Origin of the sequence: Segatella copri (assembly GCF_026015295.1) — a bacterium.
In the GTDB taxonomy this organism is placed as follows: domain Bacteria; phylum Bacteroidota; class Bacteroidia; order Bacteroidales; family Bacteroidaceae; genus Prevotella; species Prevotella copri_C.
Genome location: NZ_JAPDUW010000001.1, coordinates 2,996,108 through 3,013,512 on the forward strand (window position 1 = coordinate 2,996,108; position 17,405 = coordinate 3,013,512).

At 47.1% G+C, this 17,405-nt stretch carries 15 protein-coding genes; 5 read left to right on the forward strand and 10 right to left on the reverse strand.

What is annotated here, in order from left to right:
• Window positions 1-147 precede the first annotated feature (147 nt).
• The 3 genes from ONT18_RS12610 to ONT18_RS12620 all read left to right on the forward strand — a co-directional run bounded on the left by ONT18_RS12610 (window position 148) and on the right by ONT18_RS12620 (window position 4,508).
• The gene (locus tag ONT18_RS12610) at window positions 148-1,656 is read left to right on the forward strand and encodes a GH3 auxin-responsive promoter family protein (protein ID WP_264905862.1); all 1,509 of its coding nucleotides are present in this window, start codon (window positions 148-150) and stop codon (window positions 1,654-1,656) included.
• 65 nt (window positions 1,657-1,721) lie between these two features.
• The gene (locus ONT18_RS12615; RefSeq protein WP_264905863.1) at window positions 1,722-3,689 is read left to right on the forward strand and encodes an Ig-like domain-containing domain; all 1,968 of its coding nucleotides are present in this window, start codon (window positions 1,722-1,724) and stop codon (window positions 3,687-3,689) included.
• Window positions 3,690-3,695: 6 nt separating this feature from the next.
• Complete coding sequence (locus ONT18_RS12620; RefSeq protein WP_234564708.1) at window positions 3,696-4,508, forward strand: DUF3108 domain-containing protein; 813 nt, start codon at window positions 3,696-3,698, stop codon at window positions 4,506-4,508.
• Between the two features lie 67 nt (window positions 4,509-4,575).
• On the opposite strand, the gene ONT18_RS12625 is transcribed toward ONT18_RS12620, so the two are convergent.
• From ONT18_RS12625 to ONT18_RS12670, 10 genes are all read right to left on the reverse strand, one after another.
• Entirely contained in the window at window positions 4,576-5,532 is a 957-nt protein-coding gene (locus ONT18_RS12625) for a sensor histidine kinase (protein ID WP_264905864.1), read from the reverse strand.
• Entirely contained in the window at window positions 5,519-6,313 is a 795-nt protein-coding gene (locus ONT18_RS12630; RefSeq protein ID WP_119227804.1) for a hypothetical protein, read from the reverse strand. Before ONT18_RS12630 ends, ONT18_RS12625 begins: the two co-directional genes overlap by 14 nt.
• A 75-nt stretch (window positions 6,314-6,388) precedes the next feature.
• Window positions 6,389-7,096, reverse strand: a complete 708-nt coding sequence (locus ONT18_RS12635; RefSeq protein ID WP_022120513.1) for a response regulator transcription factor — start codon at window positions 7,094-7,096, stop codon at window positions 6,389-6,391.
• 267 nt (window positions 7,097-7,363) lie between these two features.
• Window positions 7,364-9,232, reverse strand: coding sequence for a 4-hydroxy-3-methylbut-2-en-1-yl diphosphate synthase (locus ONT18_RS12640; RefSeq protein ID WP_264905865.1), 1,869 nt, complete (start codon window positions 9,230-9,232; stop codon window positions 7,364-7,366).
• 52 nt (window positions 9,233-9,284) lie between these two features.
• Window positions 9,285-9,791 carry a 5-(carboxyamino)imidazole ribonucleotide mutase gene (gene purE / locus ONT18_RS12645; protein ID WP_006848250.1) on the reverse strand — a complete coding sequence of 169 codons (507 nt, stop codon included), beginning with the start codon at window positions 9,789-9,791 and terminating at the stop codon, window positions 9,285-9,287.
• A gap of 25 nt (window positions 9,792-9,816) precedes the next feature.
• Window positions 9,817-10,425, reverse strand: a complete 609-nt coding sequence (locus ONT18_RS12650; protein ID WP_118190458.1) for a phosphatase PAP2 family protein — start codon at window positions 10,423-10,425, stop codon at window positions 9,817-9,819.
• Between the two features lie 82 nt (window positions 10,426-10,507).
• Window positions 10,508-12,031: an RNA polymerase factor sigma-54 gene (gene rpoN / locus ONT18_RS12655; RefSeq protein ID WP_118254468.1), complete on the reverse strand. Its 1,524-nt coding sequence runs from the start codon at window positions 12,029-12,031 to the stop codon at window positions 10,508-10,510.
• Between the two features lie 2 nt (window positions 12,032-12,033).
• Complete coding sequence (locus tag ONT18_RS12660; RefSeq protein WP_022120516.1) at window positions 12,034-12,678, reverse strand: hypothetical protein; 645 nt, start codon at window positions 12,676-12,678, stop codon at window positions 12,034-12,036.
• 719 nt (window positions 12,679-13,397) lie between these two features.
• Complete coding sequence (locus tag ONT18_RS12665; RefSeq protein ID WP_264905866.1) at window positions 13,398-14,468, reverse strand: C1 family peptidase; 1,071 nt, start codon at window positions 14,466-14,468, stop codon at window positions 13,398-13,400.
• Between the two features lie 64 nt (window positions 14,469-14,532).
• Window positions 14,533-15,480, reverse strand: coding sequence for a FimB/Mfa2 family fimbrial subunit (locus ONT18_RS12670; RefSeq protein WP_264905867.1), 948 nt, complete (start codon window positions 15,478-15,480; stop codon window positions 14,533-14,535).
• Between the two features lie 220 nt (window positions 15,481-15,700).
• On the opposite strand from ONT18_RS12670, the gene ONT18_RS12675 reads away from it, so the two are divergent.
• Together ONT18_RS12675 and ONT18_RS12680 are read left to right on the forward strand one after the other, a co-directional pair.
• Complete coding sequence (locus ONT18_RS12675; protein WP_218458715.1) at window positions 15,701-16,966, forward strand: peptidase U32 family protein; 1,266 nt, start codon at window positions 15,701-15,703, stop codon at window positions 16,964-16,966.
• Window positions 16,966-17,397: a SufE family protein gene (locus ONT18_RS12680; RefSeq protein ID WP_006848257.1), complete on the forward strand. Its 432-nt coding sequence runs from the start codon at window positions 16,966-16,968 to the stop codon at window positions 17,395-17,397. Before ONT18_RS12675 ends, ONT18_RS12680 begins: the two co-directional genes overlap by 1 nt.
• Window positions 17,398-17,405: the final 8 nt, after the last annotated feature.

A 17,405-nucleotide genomic window follows, 5' to 3' on the forward strand; every position in this document is an offset into this window, starting at 1 on the left:
TATCGCCACTTATGGGAGTCTTTTGTGTTGTATATTTCCTTTTTGTATACTTTATCTTACCCTTTTGTATTAAAAAATAGTAAAAACTTTCTCTATATCAAAAGTTTGATTTACTTTTGCATCTACTTAAATGATATATATCTAGATATGAGTTTAACAACGATAGTAAGTAACGTCTTCAAACCTCGGCAGAAGGAGTTGGAGAAGTATGTCTATGATGCAGAACATTTGCAGCATAAAGTGCTTATGCACCTTATAAATAAAGGAAAAAATACTGAATATGGTGTCAAGCATTTATTAAATACCACCAACAGTTATGATAAATTTGCACAGAATATTCCTGTCAATACCTACGAGGAGTTGAAGGGGGATATCGACCGTATGCGTCATGGCGAAAAGGATATTCTATGGCCGGGACTGGTAAAATGGTATGCCAAGTCATCTGGCACCACCAACGATAAGAGTAAGTTTATCCCGGTTTCTCATGATGGCTTGCATGGCATTCATTATGCCGGAGGCTTTGATGCCGTAGCCTATTATCTGCGCAATAATCCGAAGAGCAGACTCTTTGATGGCAAGAGCCTTATCTTAGGTGGAAGCCATTCGCCTAACTATAATGTGTCGGATAGTCTGGTGGGTGACCTGAGCGCTATCCTCATCGAAAATATCAATCCGCTTGCCAATCTGGTGCGTGTTCCTAAGAAGTCAACCGCTCTCCTGAGCGATTTCGAAGTGAAACGCGACCTTATTGCCCGCGAAACGATGAATAAGAACGTAACCAATATCTCGGGTGTTCCTAGCTGGATGCTTAGTGTGCTGGTGCGTGTCATGGAACTTTCCGGCAAGAAGCATCTGGAAGAGGTATGGCCTAATCTGGAGGTATTCTTCCATGGCGGTATTGCCTTTACTCCTTACCGCAAGCAGTATGAACAGCTCATCACTTCGCCTAACATGCATTATATGGAGACTTATAATGCCAGCGAGGGATTCTTCGGACTGCAGGATGATCCGGCAGACCCAGCCATGTCGCTTATGATAGATTATGATGTATTCTACGAGTTTATCCCTATGGACGAATTCGGCAGCGAGAATCCTACCGTTGTGCCTCTCTGGGGTGTTGAGGTAGGCAAGAACTACGCTATGGTCATCACCACTTCCTGTGGTTTGTGGCGCTATCTCATCGGCGATACGGTTCAGTTTACCAGCAAGAATCCTTATAAGTTTGTCATTACCGGCCGTACCAAGTACTTTATTAATGCATTTGGCGAGGAACTGATCATGGATAATGCCGAGAAGGGATTGGCTTATGCCTGCGAGAAGACGGGTGCTCAGGTTTCTGATTATACCGCTGCGCCGGTTTATATGGACAGTAATGCCAAATGCCGTCACCAGTGGCTCATAGAGTTCTCTCAGGAGCCAGCCAACCTCGATGAATTTGCCAGTCTGTTAGACCAGAAGCTGCAGGAAATCAACAGCGATTACGAGGCCAAGCGCTTTCACGACGTTACCCTCCAGCATCTGGAGATAGTGAAGGCTAAGCCGGGACTCTTCAATGAATGGCTAAAGAGCAAGGGCAAGTTAGGTGGACAGCATAAGATTCCACGCTTGAGCAACAGCCGCAAGAACATTGATGAGATGCTCATGATGAACAAATAAAACAAGCAGCATGCTTCTTCCGCCTGAAGTTGAAGTGATGCTGCGATATTAAGAAGATATAAAGAATGATTCAATTGAACGACATAAAGAGCAAGTTGAAGGCAAATTCACTGTTTCTGCCTTTCTACGTCTTAGCTTTCCTCATGTTGGCATCCTGTGCCAAGATGGGACAGCCGGATGGTGGTTGGTTCGACGAAACTCCTCCTAAGGTGATTGGAGCTTCGCCAGCCGATAAGGGCGTAAATGTGAAGCAGAAGAAGGTGAATATCTATTTCGACGAATATATCAAGGTAGATAATCCTACCGAGAAAGTGGTTGTTTCGCCTCCGCAGCTCGAAGTGCCTGAAATCAAGGCTTCGGGCAAGCATATTCAGATTTCTCTGGTAGATTCGCTCAAGCCGAATACTACTTATACCATCGACTTTTCCGATGCCATCAGCGATAATAACGAGGGCAATCCGATGGGAAACTATACCTACAGTTTCTCTACCGGCGAGGTCATCGATACGATGGAGGTATCGGGATATGTGCTCGAATCGGAGAATCTGGAGCCTATCAAGGGTATTCTGGTAGGTCTTTACGCTGATCATGCCGATTCAGCCTTCAAGACCAAGCCTATGCTGCGTGTAAGCCGTACCGACAGCCGTGGTCGCTTCGTCATAAAAGGTGTGGCTCCGGGCTCTTACCGCATCTATGCCCTGCAGGATATGGATGGCAACTATATATTTAGCCAGAAAAGCGAAAAACTCGCTTTTTCTCATGATATTATCGTGCCGTCAAGCAAGCCGGATGTACGACAGGATACTACATGGATTGATTCCTTGCATATCAAGTCGATAGATCAGGTTAATTATACTCATTTCCTACCGGATAATGTAGTGCTCCGTGCCTTTACCGAACTGGTTTCCGACCGCTTCTTCCTCAAGGCAGAGCGTCAGAAGGCCAACTGCTTCTCGCTCTATTACAGTTATGGTGATTCTATCCTGCCACAGATCAAGGGCTTGAATTTTAATGAGAAAGATGCCTTTATTCTGGAAAAATCGGAGAAGAACGATACGCTTACCTATTGGCTCAAGGATACGGCGCTGGTCAACCAGGATACGCTGAATATAGAGCTTACTTACCGTATGACAGACAGTACGGGCGTGCTCCGCAACCAGACTGATACGCTCGAAATTCTTTCGAAGGAACCTTACGAAAAGCGTATGAAGGCGCAGGCTAAGGAACTGGAGAAATGGACCAAGAAGCAGGAAAAACTGAAGAAGAAGGGTGAACCTTATGATAGCGTGATGGCTGTAAAACCACTTGATGTTCAGATGAGTGTCTCTTCTCAGCTCGATCCTGACAAGAATGTTATCTTCACCTTCAATACGCCGCTTGCCAAGGCCGATACAGCAGGCATTCATCTCTATGCCAAGCATGATACGCTATGGTATAGGGCGCCGATGGAGTTTAAGCCGCTGGGCAACCGCAAGTATATTCTGAGAGGCGAGTGGCGTCCGGACATAGAATATAGTCTGGAGGTTGATTCTGCCGCGTTCCAAGACATCTACGGACTTGTATCTAAACCTGTGAAACAGGGTTTCAAGGTCAATTCCCTGGATACTTACGGCACGCTGCTCATTAATGTAACTCACGATTTCGAAAATCATCCGCTCCTCGTTCAGCTACTCAATGCGCAGGATCAGGTGGTGAAAGAAGTGAAGGCTGTGAACGGAGTAGCCGAATTCTATTATCTCAAGCCGGAGAAGTATTACATGCGTCTGATAGTAGACCGCAACGGCAACGGCAAGTGGGATACAGGCTGCTATGATAAGGATGAACAGGCAGAAGAGGTGTATTACTATCCAGACGTGATAGAATGCAAGGCTAAATGGGATTTAACCGAGAGTTGGGATCCTACGGCCCGTGAACTTTCCCGTCAGAAGCCTGGTGCCATTACCAAGCAGAAGCCTGATAAAGAAAAGAAAGTTAAGAACCAGAATGCGCAACGTGCCAAGAAACTTGGCATCGAGTACATTCCTAAATTATAAAGAGTTATGAAAACGATCAAATCATTCGGGATTGCATTATTGCTACTTCTGGTCAGCACTACGGTGTCTGCCCAGTGTACCTTCCGTAATACAGCCTTCAAGTCGGGTGAGTTCCTTACTTACAATCTGTATTACAATTGGAAGTTTGTTTGGGTAAAAGCTGGTAATGCCAGTATGTCTATCGTTCAAACCACCCGTCATGGTAAGCCTGCTTATCGCGGTTCTCTTGTTACAAGAGGCAATAAGCGTGTAGATGATATCTTTGTGCTTCGCGACACTCTGCTCTGCTACAGCGGCACCGATATGGCGCCTATGTATTTCCGTAAGGGAGCTCACGAGGGCAAGCGCTATACGGTAGATGAGGTATTCTACAGCTATTCTGGCGGTAGGTGTCATCTCAAACAGCACCGTCAGCAGCATGATGGTAAGCATGTATGGAAGAATGCCACCTACGATGATTGTGTTTTTGACATGATGAACATCTTCCTGCGTGCCCGCAGTTTCAATCCTGCCAACTGGAAGAAGGGTTATACCGTAAAATTCCCTATTGCTGATGGAAAGAACCGCACTCCAGCTCAGATAAAGTTTGCTGGTAAGGTTACCATCAAGGCAGATAATGGTGTGAAGTACCGTTGCCTGCGCCTTGCCTATATGGAGTATGAGGATCGCAAGTATAAGAGAATCGTAGATTTCTATGTAACCGATGATGAGAATCATATTCCTATCCGTCTGGATATGTTCCTCAAATTTGGTGCTGCCAAGGCATTCCTCGTAGGAATGAAGGGTGTGAGAAATCCGGTTTCTTCAATCGTGAAATAAGATAAAACAAAGCTCTCGGTGCATGATGCATCGGGAGCTTTGTTATTAATATGGTTGTGCAAGCTGATTATTTCGGCAGCGATATGGTGAACTCCGACCATTTGCCTTTTTCGCTCTTTACGCTTACTTTGCCGCCATGGGCATTGATTACCTGCAGCACGTAGTTCAGGCCGATACCGAAGCCGCCACGGGTCTTCCGGGCGTCTCTTTCGTGCTCAGCAGCACGCTCAAAGCGGTTGAAGATTGTTTTCATCTCACTTCTGGCTATGCCGATACCCTCATCGTATATCTTGATATATACATTTTTGTCATTCTCGGAGGTGGAAATCTGAATGTTGATTTCTTCCTTCGAGTATTTGGTGGCGTTATCTACTATATTGCTGATAGCCTCCTTCAGATATTCCTCATCTGCCAGTGCCGAAGTGGCTCCGAATAGGGTGGTGATATGAATCGGTTTCGCCGATTTCGCCTTGTATTTATCCACCACATCCTCTATCATCGCCTCCAGATCTATTTCAGCCTTCTGGATGCTCAGTTTACCATGTTCCAGTTTTGAGATGGTAAGCAGGCGGTTGATGAGAGCAAGCAGATGCTGTGCCTCGTCTTCTACGATACAGAAATATTTCTCCTTCATTTCCGGCTTCTTCTCCAGTACGTCGCTGTGCAGATATTTGGTTCCCATGATGATGGAGGTGAGCGGCGACTTCATGTCGTGAACCATTGCATAGGAGAAATCCTCGCGCAGCAGGCGAACCCTTTCCTGCTCATCGATATAGTTGATTTGGTCGATAAGGCTCAGGATGATGACCACCGTGGTGAGGAGAGAGGTGAGAACGGTGAACTTGCTTTCGTAAAAGGCTGCGAGCAGGGCCTGTGCCCTGACATCCGGTGCCAGGTTCCAGGGTGTTTCAAACCCCATCTGGTGAACGGTCATCTCGAAGGAGTTCCACATCCAGAACAGCTGCATGCAGAGCACGGCTATCAGCGCCGTGGTGCTGAGTATTTTGGTTCTATTCGTTTTCATCTTTCACAAGCATTTCAGGCAGTTTCCTGCTCAGGGCAGCGAATCCGCCTATGGTTAATGCTGTACCGGCTATCAGGAGCAATATGCCGAGCACTTTCGATTCAAAATGGAAGGGAACCAGATTGGATACGAAATAAAGCACGAAGAGAATGATGGTGCTGCGTGTCTTGCCGTATATCCAGCTGCAATAGCAGAGGGTGATAAAACCGAGCACGGTCAGATCTACATTGATATCACCACTGGGTGTTACCGACATCATGCTGGCTGGCAGCATCATGATTGAGAGCGTGAGCAGCTGCACCCAACTCTTCTTGCCGCAGCGAATCAGTTCCTCCTGAATGGCGCCGAAGAATATGTAGGCAGATATAAACGATCCGTTGATATTAAAAGGCAGGAAGCCGAGATAGCTAATATCCATCATCTGCTTGGGAAGGAAGTCGAGATGGAAGAGATTCATGATGGAATAGAAGACCATGGTGAAGCCTAGAATCGGCATGGTGCAAATGGTCATCGCCTTCCATTTGGCTGCAGGAATCACCTTTCCAAGCGAGAACCTGGAGAATTTGTAATGTCCGAAGGTGAACCATACGATGAGTATGCCCAGAAATCCGATGACTATTATAAACGGATAGACGGATTCCTTCAGGGCTCCTATCTGCTGGCTGTGGGAGCCCGAATCCATGTTCATTGCCATGTAGAGTCCCACCAGGAATCCTCCCAGGAAGATGGTGATGAGATATTCTGCCAGGAACAGTATGTAGTATAATATCGCTTTCAGCATAATGATGTCTTTTCTGTCTTTTTATCTTTATTCTAATTTGATTCTCGTATGATGTTATTAGGAGGTGGGGGATGCTTATTCTGCGATGAGTTTGAATCCCACACCTCTGATGGTTTTCAGTTCTACGCCCGGTTCGTCTTCCAGCGCTGTGCGGATTTTCTTGATGAATACATCCAAACTTCTGGAAGCAAAATAGTCTTTGTCTTCCACTCCCCAGAACCGGCTCAATACGGCTTCGCGGCGCACCACCTCGTTTTTGTTTACTGCCAGCAGTTCCAGAATCTTTGCCTCTCGTGCGGTGAGCATTTTCTGTTTACCATCCTGCGTATCTTTCAGAGTAGCATGGTCGGCATCTAGAATGTATTTACCCAGTTTTATCTGGTTGCTGGCGTTTTCACTGCGGGCTCCGGCTTTCAGTTGGAGTAGGCTATGTATGTGAGCATCAAGCTCTTCTGGAATAAACGGCTTCTTCACATAGTTGTTGGCTCCGGCAGCATAACCTGCCTTCAGGTCCTTCGGCGAGGTGAGTCCGGTGGTAAACAGAATAATGGTTTTTCCATCAACCTCGCGTATTTTCTTCACCATTTCTATTCCGTCCATGATGGGCATGTCGATATCAGATACGATGACATCGGGCTGAAAGTCTTGCCATACCTTCAGTCCTTCCTTGCCGTTTACGGCGGTTTTCACCTCATATCCTCCGATGATATCTTCGAAGCAACTTTTCTCCATATAGGCGAGGTTTTCATCATCCTCTACCAGGAGCAGTTTAGTATTTGCCATAATCTTTTCAGTTTTTGATGATTACAGTTGCAAAGATACATTTTTTTTGTGAAAGAGCTATATAAAGAGGTGGAGATTAACTTAAAGATAACATTCATTCCTGAACTTTTGAAGGCACTATGGATTAGGAACGGGGAGTGATTAGGGGCGGGTATAAATTAGGCACGGATTACGTGGATTACACGGATTTATGGCGCAACTGCTAATAAACCATATCATAATCTCTAATAAAGAGTCGTGTAATCTGTGTAATCCGTGCCTAAATAATTATTGCTTATCCGAGTCGATGAGAGCGAGCAGATGCTCTACTGCCACCTCTTGCGGGATATTCTTTTCTATGCAAACCTGCTTGCGGTAGAGGCTTACTCGGTTAGGACCGGCGCCTACGTAGCCGTAATCGGCATCCGCCATTTCGCCAGGACCATTCACGATACAGCCCATGATACCAATCTTCAGGCCCTTAAGATGCTTGGTTGCCTCCTTGATCTTGGCGATGGTTTCACGGAGATCGTAGAGGGTTCTGCCGCAACCAGGACAACTGATATACTCGGTTTTGCTGGTGCGCAGACGGGCTGCCTGGAGAATACCGAAGGCGGTTTCATCTATTGTCTGGGCAGGGATGTCTCCATTGTTCATCAGCCAGATACCATCGGTCAGACCATCAATCATCAGGGCTCCCATATCGGCTGCTGCCTCCAGCTGGAAGTCGCTCTTCTCCTCCTTGCTGTGCTGGTACATCTCTGCGAAAACCACAGGGTTCTTCAAGCCGGCATTCATCATCTCGTGAACCAATGCACGCTGGTCTCCCAGGCGGTTCTGGTGATTGCTGACGCAGATAACCACCACCTCTGGATGAGCCTTCAGGCAGGCGATGTATTCCTCGGCTGGAGTACCAAACTGCAGGGTGAGGAACTTCACGTCGGCCTTGATGCTGGCGATGAGCGGCATTGCCATGGCTGGGAAGATAGGGTAGAGCTTGGCACCAGTAGTCTCTGGCTTGCTGTTCAGCGTCTCGTAAACATTGTAATCTACGATGTAGCTCTGACCTGGCACAAACTGCTTAGGCATCTTGCCGCCTATATAGATATAATCAGGCGTAGCATCCTTGTTCTCACAAGCGGTGCTCTCGCCGTTGATTCGGTTGCTGATGACCACAGGCACATTATTGCCGCCGATATTGCCAACAGCCACGGTTTCGCGGCGGGTAGGGCGCAGCCAGTCGAATGAAGGACAAGTTGCGGCAGGAATCATCAGATGCCCCTTCTTCTTGCCGATATAATCTACCAGATGACGTGCAACTGGAATCTCTGCAGCAGGTTCCTCGCTCAGACTCACGCGAACCGTATCGCCGATGCCATCAGCCAAGAGGGCACCGATGCCTACGGCACTCTTGATTCTGCCATCCTCGCCTTCGCCGGCTTCGGTTACACCGAGGTGGAGCGGATAATTCATACCTTCCTTCTCCATTTCTTCAACCAGGAGGCGCATAGAGCGGACCATGACAACGGTATTGGATGACTTGATACTGATAACCACATCGTGGAAATTCTCCTTCTTGCAGATGCGCAGGAATTCGAGACAGCTCTCTACGATGCCCTCAGGGGTATCGCCGTAGCGATTACGGATGCGGTCGGAGAGTGAACCGTGGTTCACACCGATGCGGATGGCAGTATGGTTCTCCTTGCAGATGTTGAGGAAAGGTACGAAACGCTCCTCAATCTTCTGAAGTTCGTGAGCATACTCCTCATCAGTATATTCCTGCTTGATGAACTTGCGGGCAGGATCCACGTAGTTGCCAGGGTTTATGCGTACTTTCTCACAATAGAGAGCAGCCACATCGGCAACGTTAGGATTGAAGTGAACATCGGCTACGAGAGGAGTCTGATAGCCGTCGGCACGGATGCCGGCATTGATGTTTTTCATGTTCTCTGCCTCGCGGGAACCCTGAGTGGTGAAGCGCACCAGCTCGCCACCAGCCTTGATAATCTCCTCAGCCTGTTGAACGCAAGCCTCAGTATCATTGGTGTTGGTGGTGGTCATCGACTGGATGCGGATAGGATTATCGCCACCCAGGTCGATGGCTCCGATATGTGCCACAGAAGAGGCACGGCGGGTATAATTGAATAAATCTACCATAATATATAAGATAAGATATGCCCCAAAAGAATGGGGCATATCGCATATTAGATTAATTACACTTGAAGTCGTATTTCACCTCAGCCAGATCCTTGTTGGCCTTCTCGATCTTGGCACCGAGCCCCGCCTTCCAAGCCTCTACCTTCTGAGCCACTTCCTCATCGGCAAGGGCAATCATTTCGGCAGCGAGGATGGCAGCGTTCTGAGCCGCATTTACACCAACAGTAGCTACAGGAATGCCAGGAGGCATCTGGATGATGCTGAGCATGGCATCAAGACCATCGAGCATACCCTTGATAGGCACACCGATAACTGGCAGAGGAGTAGATGCTGCGATAACACCAGGAAGGGCGGCAGCCATACCGGCAGCGGCGATGATTACCTTCACGCCACGTTCCTTAGCTCCCTTGGCGAATGACTCTACTGCATCTGGAGTACGGTGAGCAGAGAGGGCATTAACCTCGAAAGGAATCTGGTTGTCGTTCAACCACTTACATGCTTTTTCCATAACAGGCAGATCGCTTGTACTGCCCATAATAATGCTTACTAATGGTTTCATTTCTTCTTATATTTTATTATAAACTTTATATTACCAATATAGAACAGGCGGTGCCTATCAGGAATCCTGCAACTACCTGTGACAGCGTATGTTGTCGGAGTATCATGCGGGCACTTCCTACTGCGCCTGCCATCATCAGCACAAGGCAGAGCCACCACAGCGGATTGAAATTGAAGGCTACAGAATAAGACACCAGAGCTCCTGCCACACCTCCGATGGCTGCCGTATGGGTGCTGATCTTCCACCATACATTGATGAAGGCGCAAATCATCTGTATCGCCAGCGCTACCACTACGATGATACTGATGACGCGAGGCGTATTGCGGTATTCCATCCAGAAAAAACAGCCGAAGTAACATACGATAGAGAGGATGTAAGGCACAATACGACGCTCCTTCTTGCCCAGTTCACGCGAGGTCCAGCCTTGAACCATGCGGTAGAGGTGGATGAGTAGCGATGGAGCTACGACGGTCAGGAGATAGACCATGCCCAGCATCACCAGTTTGTATCCTATCGGTAACAGCGACATATAACTGAAGATGAACAGAGCAATCAGTCCTACCATCGGCAGATAGAAGGGCGTGAAGATCATGCTCATGATGCGTGCTGTCAATATGATATTCTTCTCTTTCATAACACTAATAACGTATATATTCTTTTTATCTCTCAAATATTTTGTGGTGGGCCCCGGTTTCTTCCTGACTCATACCACTATCTTATTTTCTGAGTCGTGCCACCGGTATGCCCAGTTGCTCCCTATATTTTGCCACCGTACGTCGTGCGATAGGGAATCCCTTCTCCTTCAGCAGTTTGGCAAGTGCATCATCGCTGATCGGCTTTTTCTTGTCTTCTTTCTCGATGATGTCGTGCAGGGCAATCTTGATTTTGCGGGTAGACATCTCTTCGCCGTCTTCAGTGGTGTAGCTGTCTGTGAAGAAGAACTTCAGCGGGAAGGTGCCCCATTTAGTCTGGGCATACTTCACGTTGCTCACTCTCGAGATGGTACTGATGTCCAGTCCCGTGCGTTCTGCTACATCCTTCAGAATCATCGGTTTCAGGTCAGCCTCGTCTCCATCCAGGAAGAACTGCCGCTGTATGTCGATAATTGCCTTCATGGTGACGATGAGGGTATGTCTTCTCTGCTTGATGGCTTCGATGAATCCCTGTGCCTTGTCTACCTTTTCCTTAGCGTAGAGCAGGGCTTCCTTGTCGCTCCGGCTCATCTTGTCTTTATGCTTCCTGTAGGTGTCAATCATGTCGGTGAATGATGGCGAAACCGTCAGTTGCGGAATGTTGCCACGGTTCAGCGAGAATGTAATCGTTCCGTCGTCATTGGTGTCGATGATGAAGTCGGGGGTAATCTGCTGCATGTTTCTTCCCTCTGTTTCGCCCATCGATGCGCCCGGTTTCGGGTTCAGCTTTCTGATTTCTGCCTGCAGGGTTTCTACCTGTGTATCGTTCAGTTCCAGTCCTGCCTTGATCTTGTCCCAATGTTTCTTGGTAAACTCGTCAAAATAGTCGGTAAACACCTCTTCCATCGTCTTGCGGAGCACACCTCTCGGCAGTCTCTTAACCTGCAGCAGAAGGCATTCCTGCAGACTTCTTCCTCCTACACCGGCTGGGTCGAAGGTCTGTAGAATGTGGAGCACGTGCTCGATGTCTTTTTCCGTAACATCGATGTTGTGATAGATAGCGAGTTCATCGCAGATGCTGTCCAGGTCCTTGCGGAGCAGTCCGTCGTCATCCAGTGAACCTATGAGATATTCCATTACTTCCTTCTCCTTTTCGCTGAGCGGCTGCATGTCCATCTGTTCCTTCAGCTTATCATAGAAAGAGGTAGTGTCGCCGTAAACCATTTCTTCGTAGTCAGCGCTGTCCTGGTTGTTGTATCTGTCTGTATTGTAGTCAGGCATCTGGTCGTCTTTTCCGATGCTTTCCAGTGCCTGGTCCAGTTCGTCTTTTCTTTCTTCTTTTTCAGATTCAGCCTCGTAGGCATCCTCATCGCTGCTGTTGTCGTACTCATCATCTGCGGGCGAATCATCATTGGCGACATTCTCGTTGAGCATGTCGTCTGGGTTCTCGCTTTCCAGAGCGGGATTATCGTCCAGTTCTGCATTGATACTGTCTTCCAGTTCCGTGAGCGGCATTTCCAACAGTTTCACCTGCAGCATTTGCTGGGCTGAAAGTCTTTGAAGTTGCTGTAACTTCTGTGCCTGTGTCTGTATGAGTTTTTGAGCCATAATTACTTAAAGTATTCTTTTAGTTCGTTGGCAAGCTGGTAAAGCCTGTCTGGATTTCCGTTTCCGTATTGGTGCCAGATGTCGCTGCATGCTTCTAGCAGCGGGTGTATCAGCACATCTTCGCGGTTGAGATAGGGGTCGCAGTACATGAATACGCCCATCGCCTCGGCAATGACCTTCGGTGATGTCCTGATGAGTTTTCCCAGGTCTATGATTTCCGGTGTTTCCGGCACCATGGTGATTGGTGTGAGCTGGAAGTAGAGATCGAGGATGATGATGAGTTTCACGGGGGTGAGCGATGGTTCACTTTCCAGTGGTTCCCAGTTTTTCTCGAATGTTTCCTTCACTTCCACTCCCTCGAAGAACTGTATGGCGTTTCCGCAGCCGTTCATCTGCCTGATGCGCTGTATATCGCGCTTCAGTTTCTGTGGCTTATCGGCATACTTCTCCCATAGTCGCTTGATTCTCGGAGTCACCATTCTGAGTTTGAACATCTGTTCGTGCAGAAACTCAGGTGGAATATGCAGTTCCAGGCTCAAGTCGACCATCCCTTTCGAATAGAGAGGTTTCACGCCCATGGGCTTCTTCTGGTACAGCTGCAACAGCAGGAGCCAGTATTCTTCGTTCCAAAGAGGATGTCTTGCCATAATTTCCTATCTTTATATATCTTCTGCAAAATTACGACTTTTCGTTGGTAAAACAAAATAATTTGGCGGTTATTTTCAGAAAAAATAAAGAGCGCAACTTCGAATGATTTCGAAATTGCGCTCTTCTAATACGATATTCCCAAATTTCTCATAACTCAAGGGCTTTTTGTTACCCTTTCCATTACGAAGCCCGAAGCAGCAATTCTGCTCAGGCGTCATCTTTGGTTATCCCATACATTTGATCTTTTTACCTTCAACTCACCTGTTGAATTATCCTGTTGTCCTTGAATAAACAATCTTTAAATTTACCTTTAAACTAAAACCTAATAAAAAAACAACTAACAATCTTAAACCTAAAAACCTAATAACCTAAACTTTTTGTCGTCCTTGAATAAACAATCTTTTCTTTACCTTAACTAATACCGTTTCTCTGAATAAACAATCTTAAATTTACCTTTAAACTAACTAATAACCTAAAACAACTAACAATCTTAACCTAAAAACCTAATAACCTTTTTGTCTTATTGACGATGCAAAGGTACGACGATTTTCCGAACCCACCAAATGTTTTAAGAGAAAATCACATAAAAAAGCCTCTTTTTTGATATAAATCAACTATGTGTGTGCGCACACACGTGCTATTTAACAGCTATTTGATGTATGTCAACCATTTTAACATATTTCTTATGTCTGAAGCCTGTTTGGGAGCTTATACCTTATTATATTATATATGCATCTTCGCTCATGAACACGGCGATGGTCTTGAGGCGCAGATAGTCTTCCGATAGGTAGATGAGTCCCTTGTTGCCCCAGTTCTTGCCCCATGAATTGCGGCAGACGTAGAATCTCTGCTTGCCTTTCATGAAGGTACCTATGATTTCCATCACATGATCATCGGTGGTGCGAAGCTGTTCAAACTCCTTCTGTCGCGATGCCTGGGTCACGGGGCGTTCCATCGGCTGTATGTCTACACAGTTCTTTCTTGGTTCCTTGAAGCCAGGTTCGCTGATGTCACCTTCCCAGCATACCGGGTGTCCTTTTTCTACCGCCTTCCTGATGTGGAGCATCAGCTCGTCGAGCGGAAGGTTCAGATAGGCATCGTGCATCCGGTTATCGGGAATCTCGAGCGCAAAGTATTCTCTGTAAGGATGATGCGAGAAACTGGTGAGCGATACATACTCCTCGGGATAGCATACGCTGTGGGCAAACTCTTGAGGGGTATATTCGGCACCCAGCATGTGTACGGCCTTGGCAGGCATGTAGCCTATTTCTGCGTCAAACAGGTCGTTCAGTTCCTCCTTGAGCTGGCTGATGCCCGCTTTCTGCGAGATGGCGCCATCGCACAGTTTCTGCACCTTGCGGCAGAGCACCTTGTAGTTCACGTGCTTCGGATCTTCATAGCTGTCGTAAGGTTGTGCACCATACTTATCTATATAATGTATCAGCATCGGGGCAGTACCGCTCAGGCTGATGTCCTTCTTTCCCTGTGCAAAGTAATATTCCAGTGCCTGTTCTTCCAGCATCATGCGGGCTATGTAGGCGATGGAGAGATTCACGGAATCCCCCTTCATGATGTGCTCGCTTTCGATGGTGGCAAGCATGCCGTATGCCCAGCAGAGTTCGCTGTTGCCCTGGTCCTTGACGGGCGTAGTGCTGATTAGGTGGATATGCTCCGGAAGATAATCCTCGCCTCCACCTGTCTCTGAGATACCGGCTCGCTGCTGTCTGTATCCGCAACCGGCGAATACAAGCAGAGCGAGTCCTATGGTTATAATGTTCTTTCTTTCCATGCCGCAAAAATACAAAAAAGATTTTAATCTGTGGCATTAATCTTTCTTAAAACGCCATGGGTTATTAAAATTTCTTGTCATAGCCTGATGCTGGAATCTCCGGCTGGTTGACTGTGAACGACATATTGTTAGGGTAGGTAAAAATCGGACCGGTATAGGTAGTCTTCTTTCCGATAACCAGGTGTACGTTGTCAAAGCTGACGGTCTTTACTGCTTTTCCTTCCTTGTCCTTTCCAGCAGTTGTTATATGAATGTCGGTTACATCATTGTCGGTCAGAAGGGTGTAGAGGGTGAATTTGATGTATGGGTTCTGGTATTCTTTGGGGTCAAAAGTCCAACTTCGGGTGATGGTAGCCTTTTCTTTGCAGAATCCGGTAGAAGGATTGAACACCGTACCGCAGCTTCCGCTTATCGTGATATCCTGCGTATTGGTAGTAAGAGGCATCGGGTCGGTAGCTTGCAGTTTAAAACAGCTGACGGCACGTTTCAGCGAAACATTCTGTGTTACGGCTTTGCTGCCCGATTCCACCTTGATATCCTGCAGGGTATACGCCATATCGCGTACGATATTGTTGGCAAAGGTCATTTCATACCTTGATTTTACTTCGATTCGTTCTTCCTGCTGCAAATCAGTTTTTGCTGCTACGGCAACGAGCGTGTATTCTCCTGCCGGCACCTGCAGGCTGACGTTTCCGAATTTGTCATCCCAGTTTTCCTGTCTTACGGTATAGCCGGCAGTAGTTTCATCTCCTTTCGGAATGAGACATACTTGCAGATCTGTGTAGAGTTTTGCATCCTTGAGCGATTGCTTGCTCCCGTCGGCTCTCGTTCTGGCAAGATTGCTCTCTTCATCCTGACCGATAGGTACAATGGAGCTTTCGAAGAAGCAGAATCTTACTTCTTGGTTCTTGACTTGTGGTGTTGTTTCAAGCATCACGTTTTCTTGTGTGCAACTAACCGTTGTGGTCATTGCCAGGAACAGAATCATTCCTGAGGTAAAAACATTCTTCATCTGCTTTCACTTTGGTTAATAATACCAGCCGTAAGACTGGATAGGATTCATATAAAAAGAAGAATATCCTAGGGATATATTCTTATTTATAGGCAAATATAGACAAATAATCGTGATTGATTTGTCAATATAATCGAATTTATGTCATTTTTTCTCCATTTTTCTGTGTTTTGTCTTCATTTTGGTGTAACTTTGTACCCGAAAAAAGATAATTGCATTCATGAATACAAAGATAAACGAATTTGAAGTGATGGCACCAGTGGGCTCACGCGAGTCACTGGCTGCTGCCATACAGGCTGGTGCCGACTCCGTATACTTTGGTATCGGCAAGTTGAACATGCGTTCCCATTCAGCCAACCATTTTACCATCGATGATTTGCGTGAGATTGCTGCCACCTGCAACGAGCATGGTATCAAAACCTATCTCACCGTCAATACAGTCATCTACGACAACGACATCCCAACGATGAAGGAAATCATCGATGCTGCCAAGGAGGCAGGCATCTCTGCCGTCATCGCCAGCGATGTGGCTGTAATGAGCTATTGCAATGAAGTGGGCGAGGAGGTTCACTTATCCACACAGTTAAATATCTCAAACACAGAGGCTTTGAAGTTTTATGCACGCTTTGCTGATGTTTCCGTACTGGCACGTGAATTGAACATGGACCAGGTGAAGCACATCCATGAGCAGATAGAGCAGCAGAACATCTGCGGACCTATGGGCAAGCAGATCCGCATCGAAATGTTCTGTCATGGTGCTCTGTGCATGGCTGTATCGGGCAAGTGCTACATGAGCCTTGCCAATGCCAACCGCTCTGCCAACCGTGGCGAGTGTGTGCAGATCTGCCGCCGCAGTTATACTGTTACAGATAACGAAACTGGCAACCAGCTTGAAATCGACAACAAGTATGTGATGAGTCCGAAGGACCTGAAGACCATCCGCTTCATCGACCGCATGATGGATGCCGGTGTGCGCGTCTTCAAGATTGAAGGCCGTGCCCGTGGTCCTGAATACGTATATACCGTAGTGAAATGTTATAAGGAGGCAATAGCTGCCGTGCTCGACGGAACCTTTACCGAGGAGAAGAAGGATGAGTGGGATGAGAAACTCGCCACCGTCTTCAACCGTGGTTTCTGGGATGGTTATTACCAGGGCCAGACTCTCGGTGAATGGAACAAGCATTATGGTTCCGTAGCTACCGAGAAGAAGGTGCTCGTGGGCAAGGTGATGAAATATTTCTCTAAGTTGGGTGTGGCAGAAGTAGCCGTAGAGGCATCTACCTTCGACAAGGGCGAGAAACTGCTGATTACGGGTAACACCACCGGTGTGATGTATCTCCGTGCCGATGAAATCCGCTACGACCTGAAACCGGTAGAGACAGCGCAGCAGGGCTGGAGAGTTTCCATCCCTGTACCAGATAAGGTACGCCCTAACGACAAGCTCTATAAGTTGATTACAGTAAACGAAATTAAAGAAATAAAATAATGGCAACAATTAATGAATTGCAGGATGAAGTAGTAGAGGAGTTTCAGGATTTCACCGACTGGATGGACAAGTATCAGATGCTCATTGACTTGGGCAACGAGTTGGCTCCTCTCGATGAGAAATACAAGAACGAGCAGAACCTTATCGACGGCTGTCAGAGCCGCGTATGGTTGCAATGCGATTATGTAGATGGCAAGCTCGTATTCACTGCCGATAGCGATGCGCTCATCGTAAAGGGTATCATCGCCCTCCTCATCCGTGTGTTGAGCGGTCATACCCCAACCGAGATTATGGATGCCGACCTCTATTTCGTAGAGAAAATTGGTCTGAAAGACCATTTGAGTCCAACCCGCAGCAATGGTCTTCTGGCGATGATCAAGCAGATTCGCATGTACGCCCTTGCCTACAAGACCAAAGAGGCAGAGGCTTAACCGCCTCT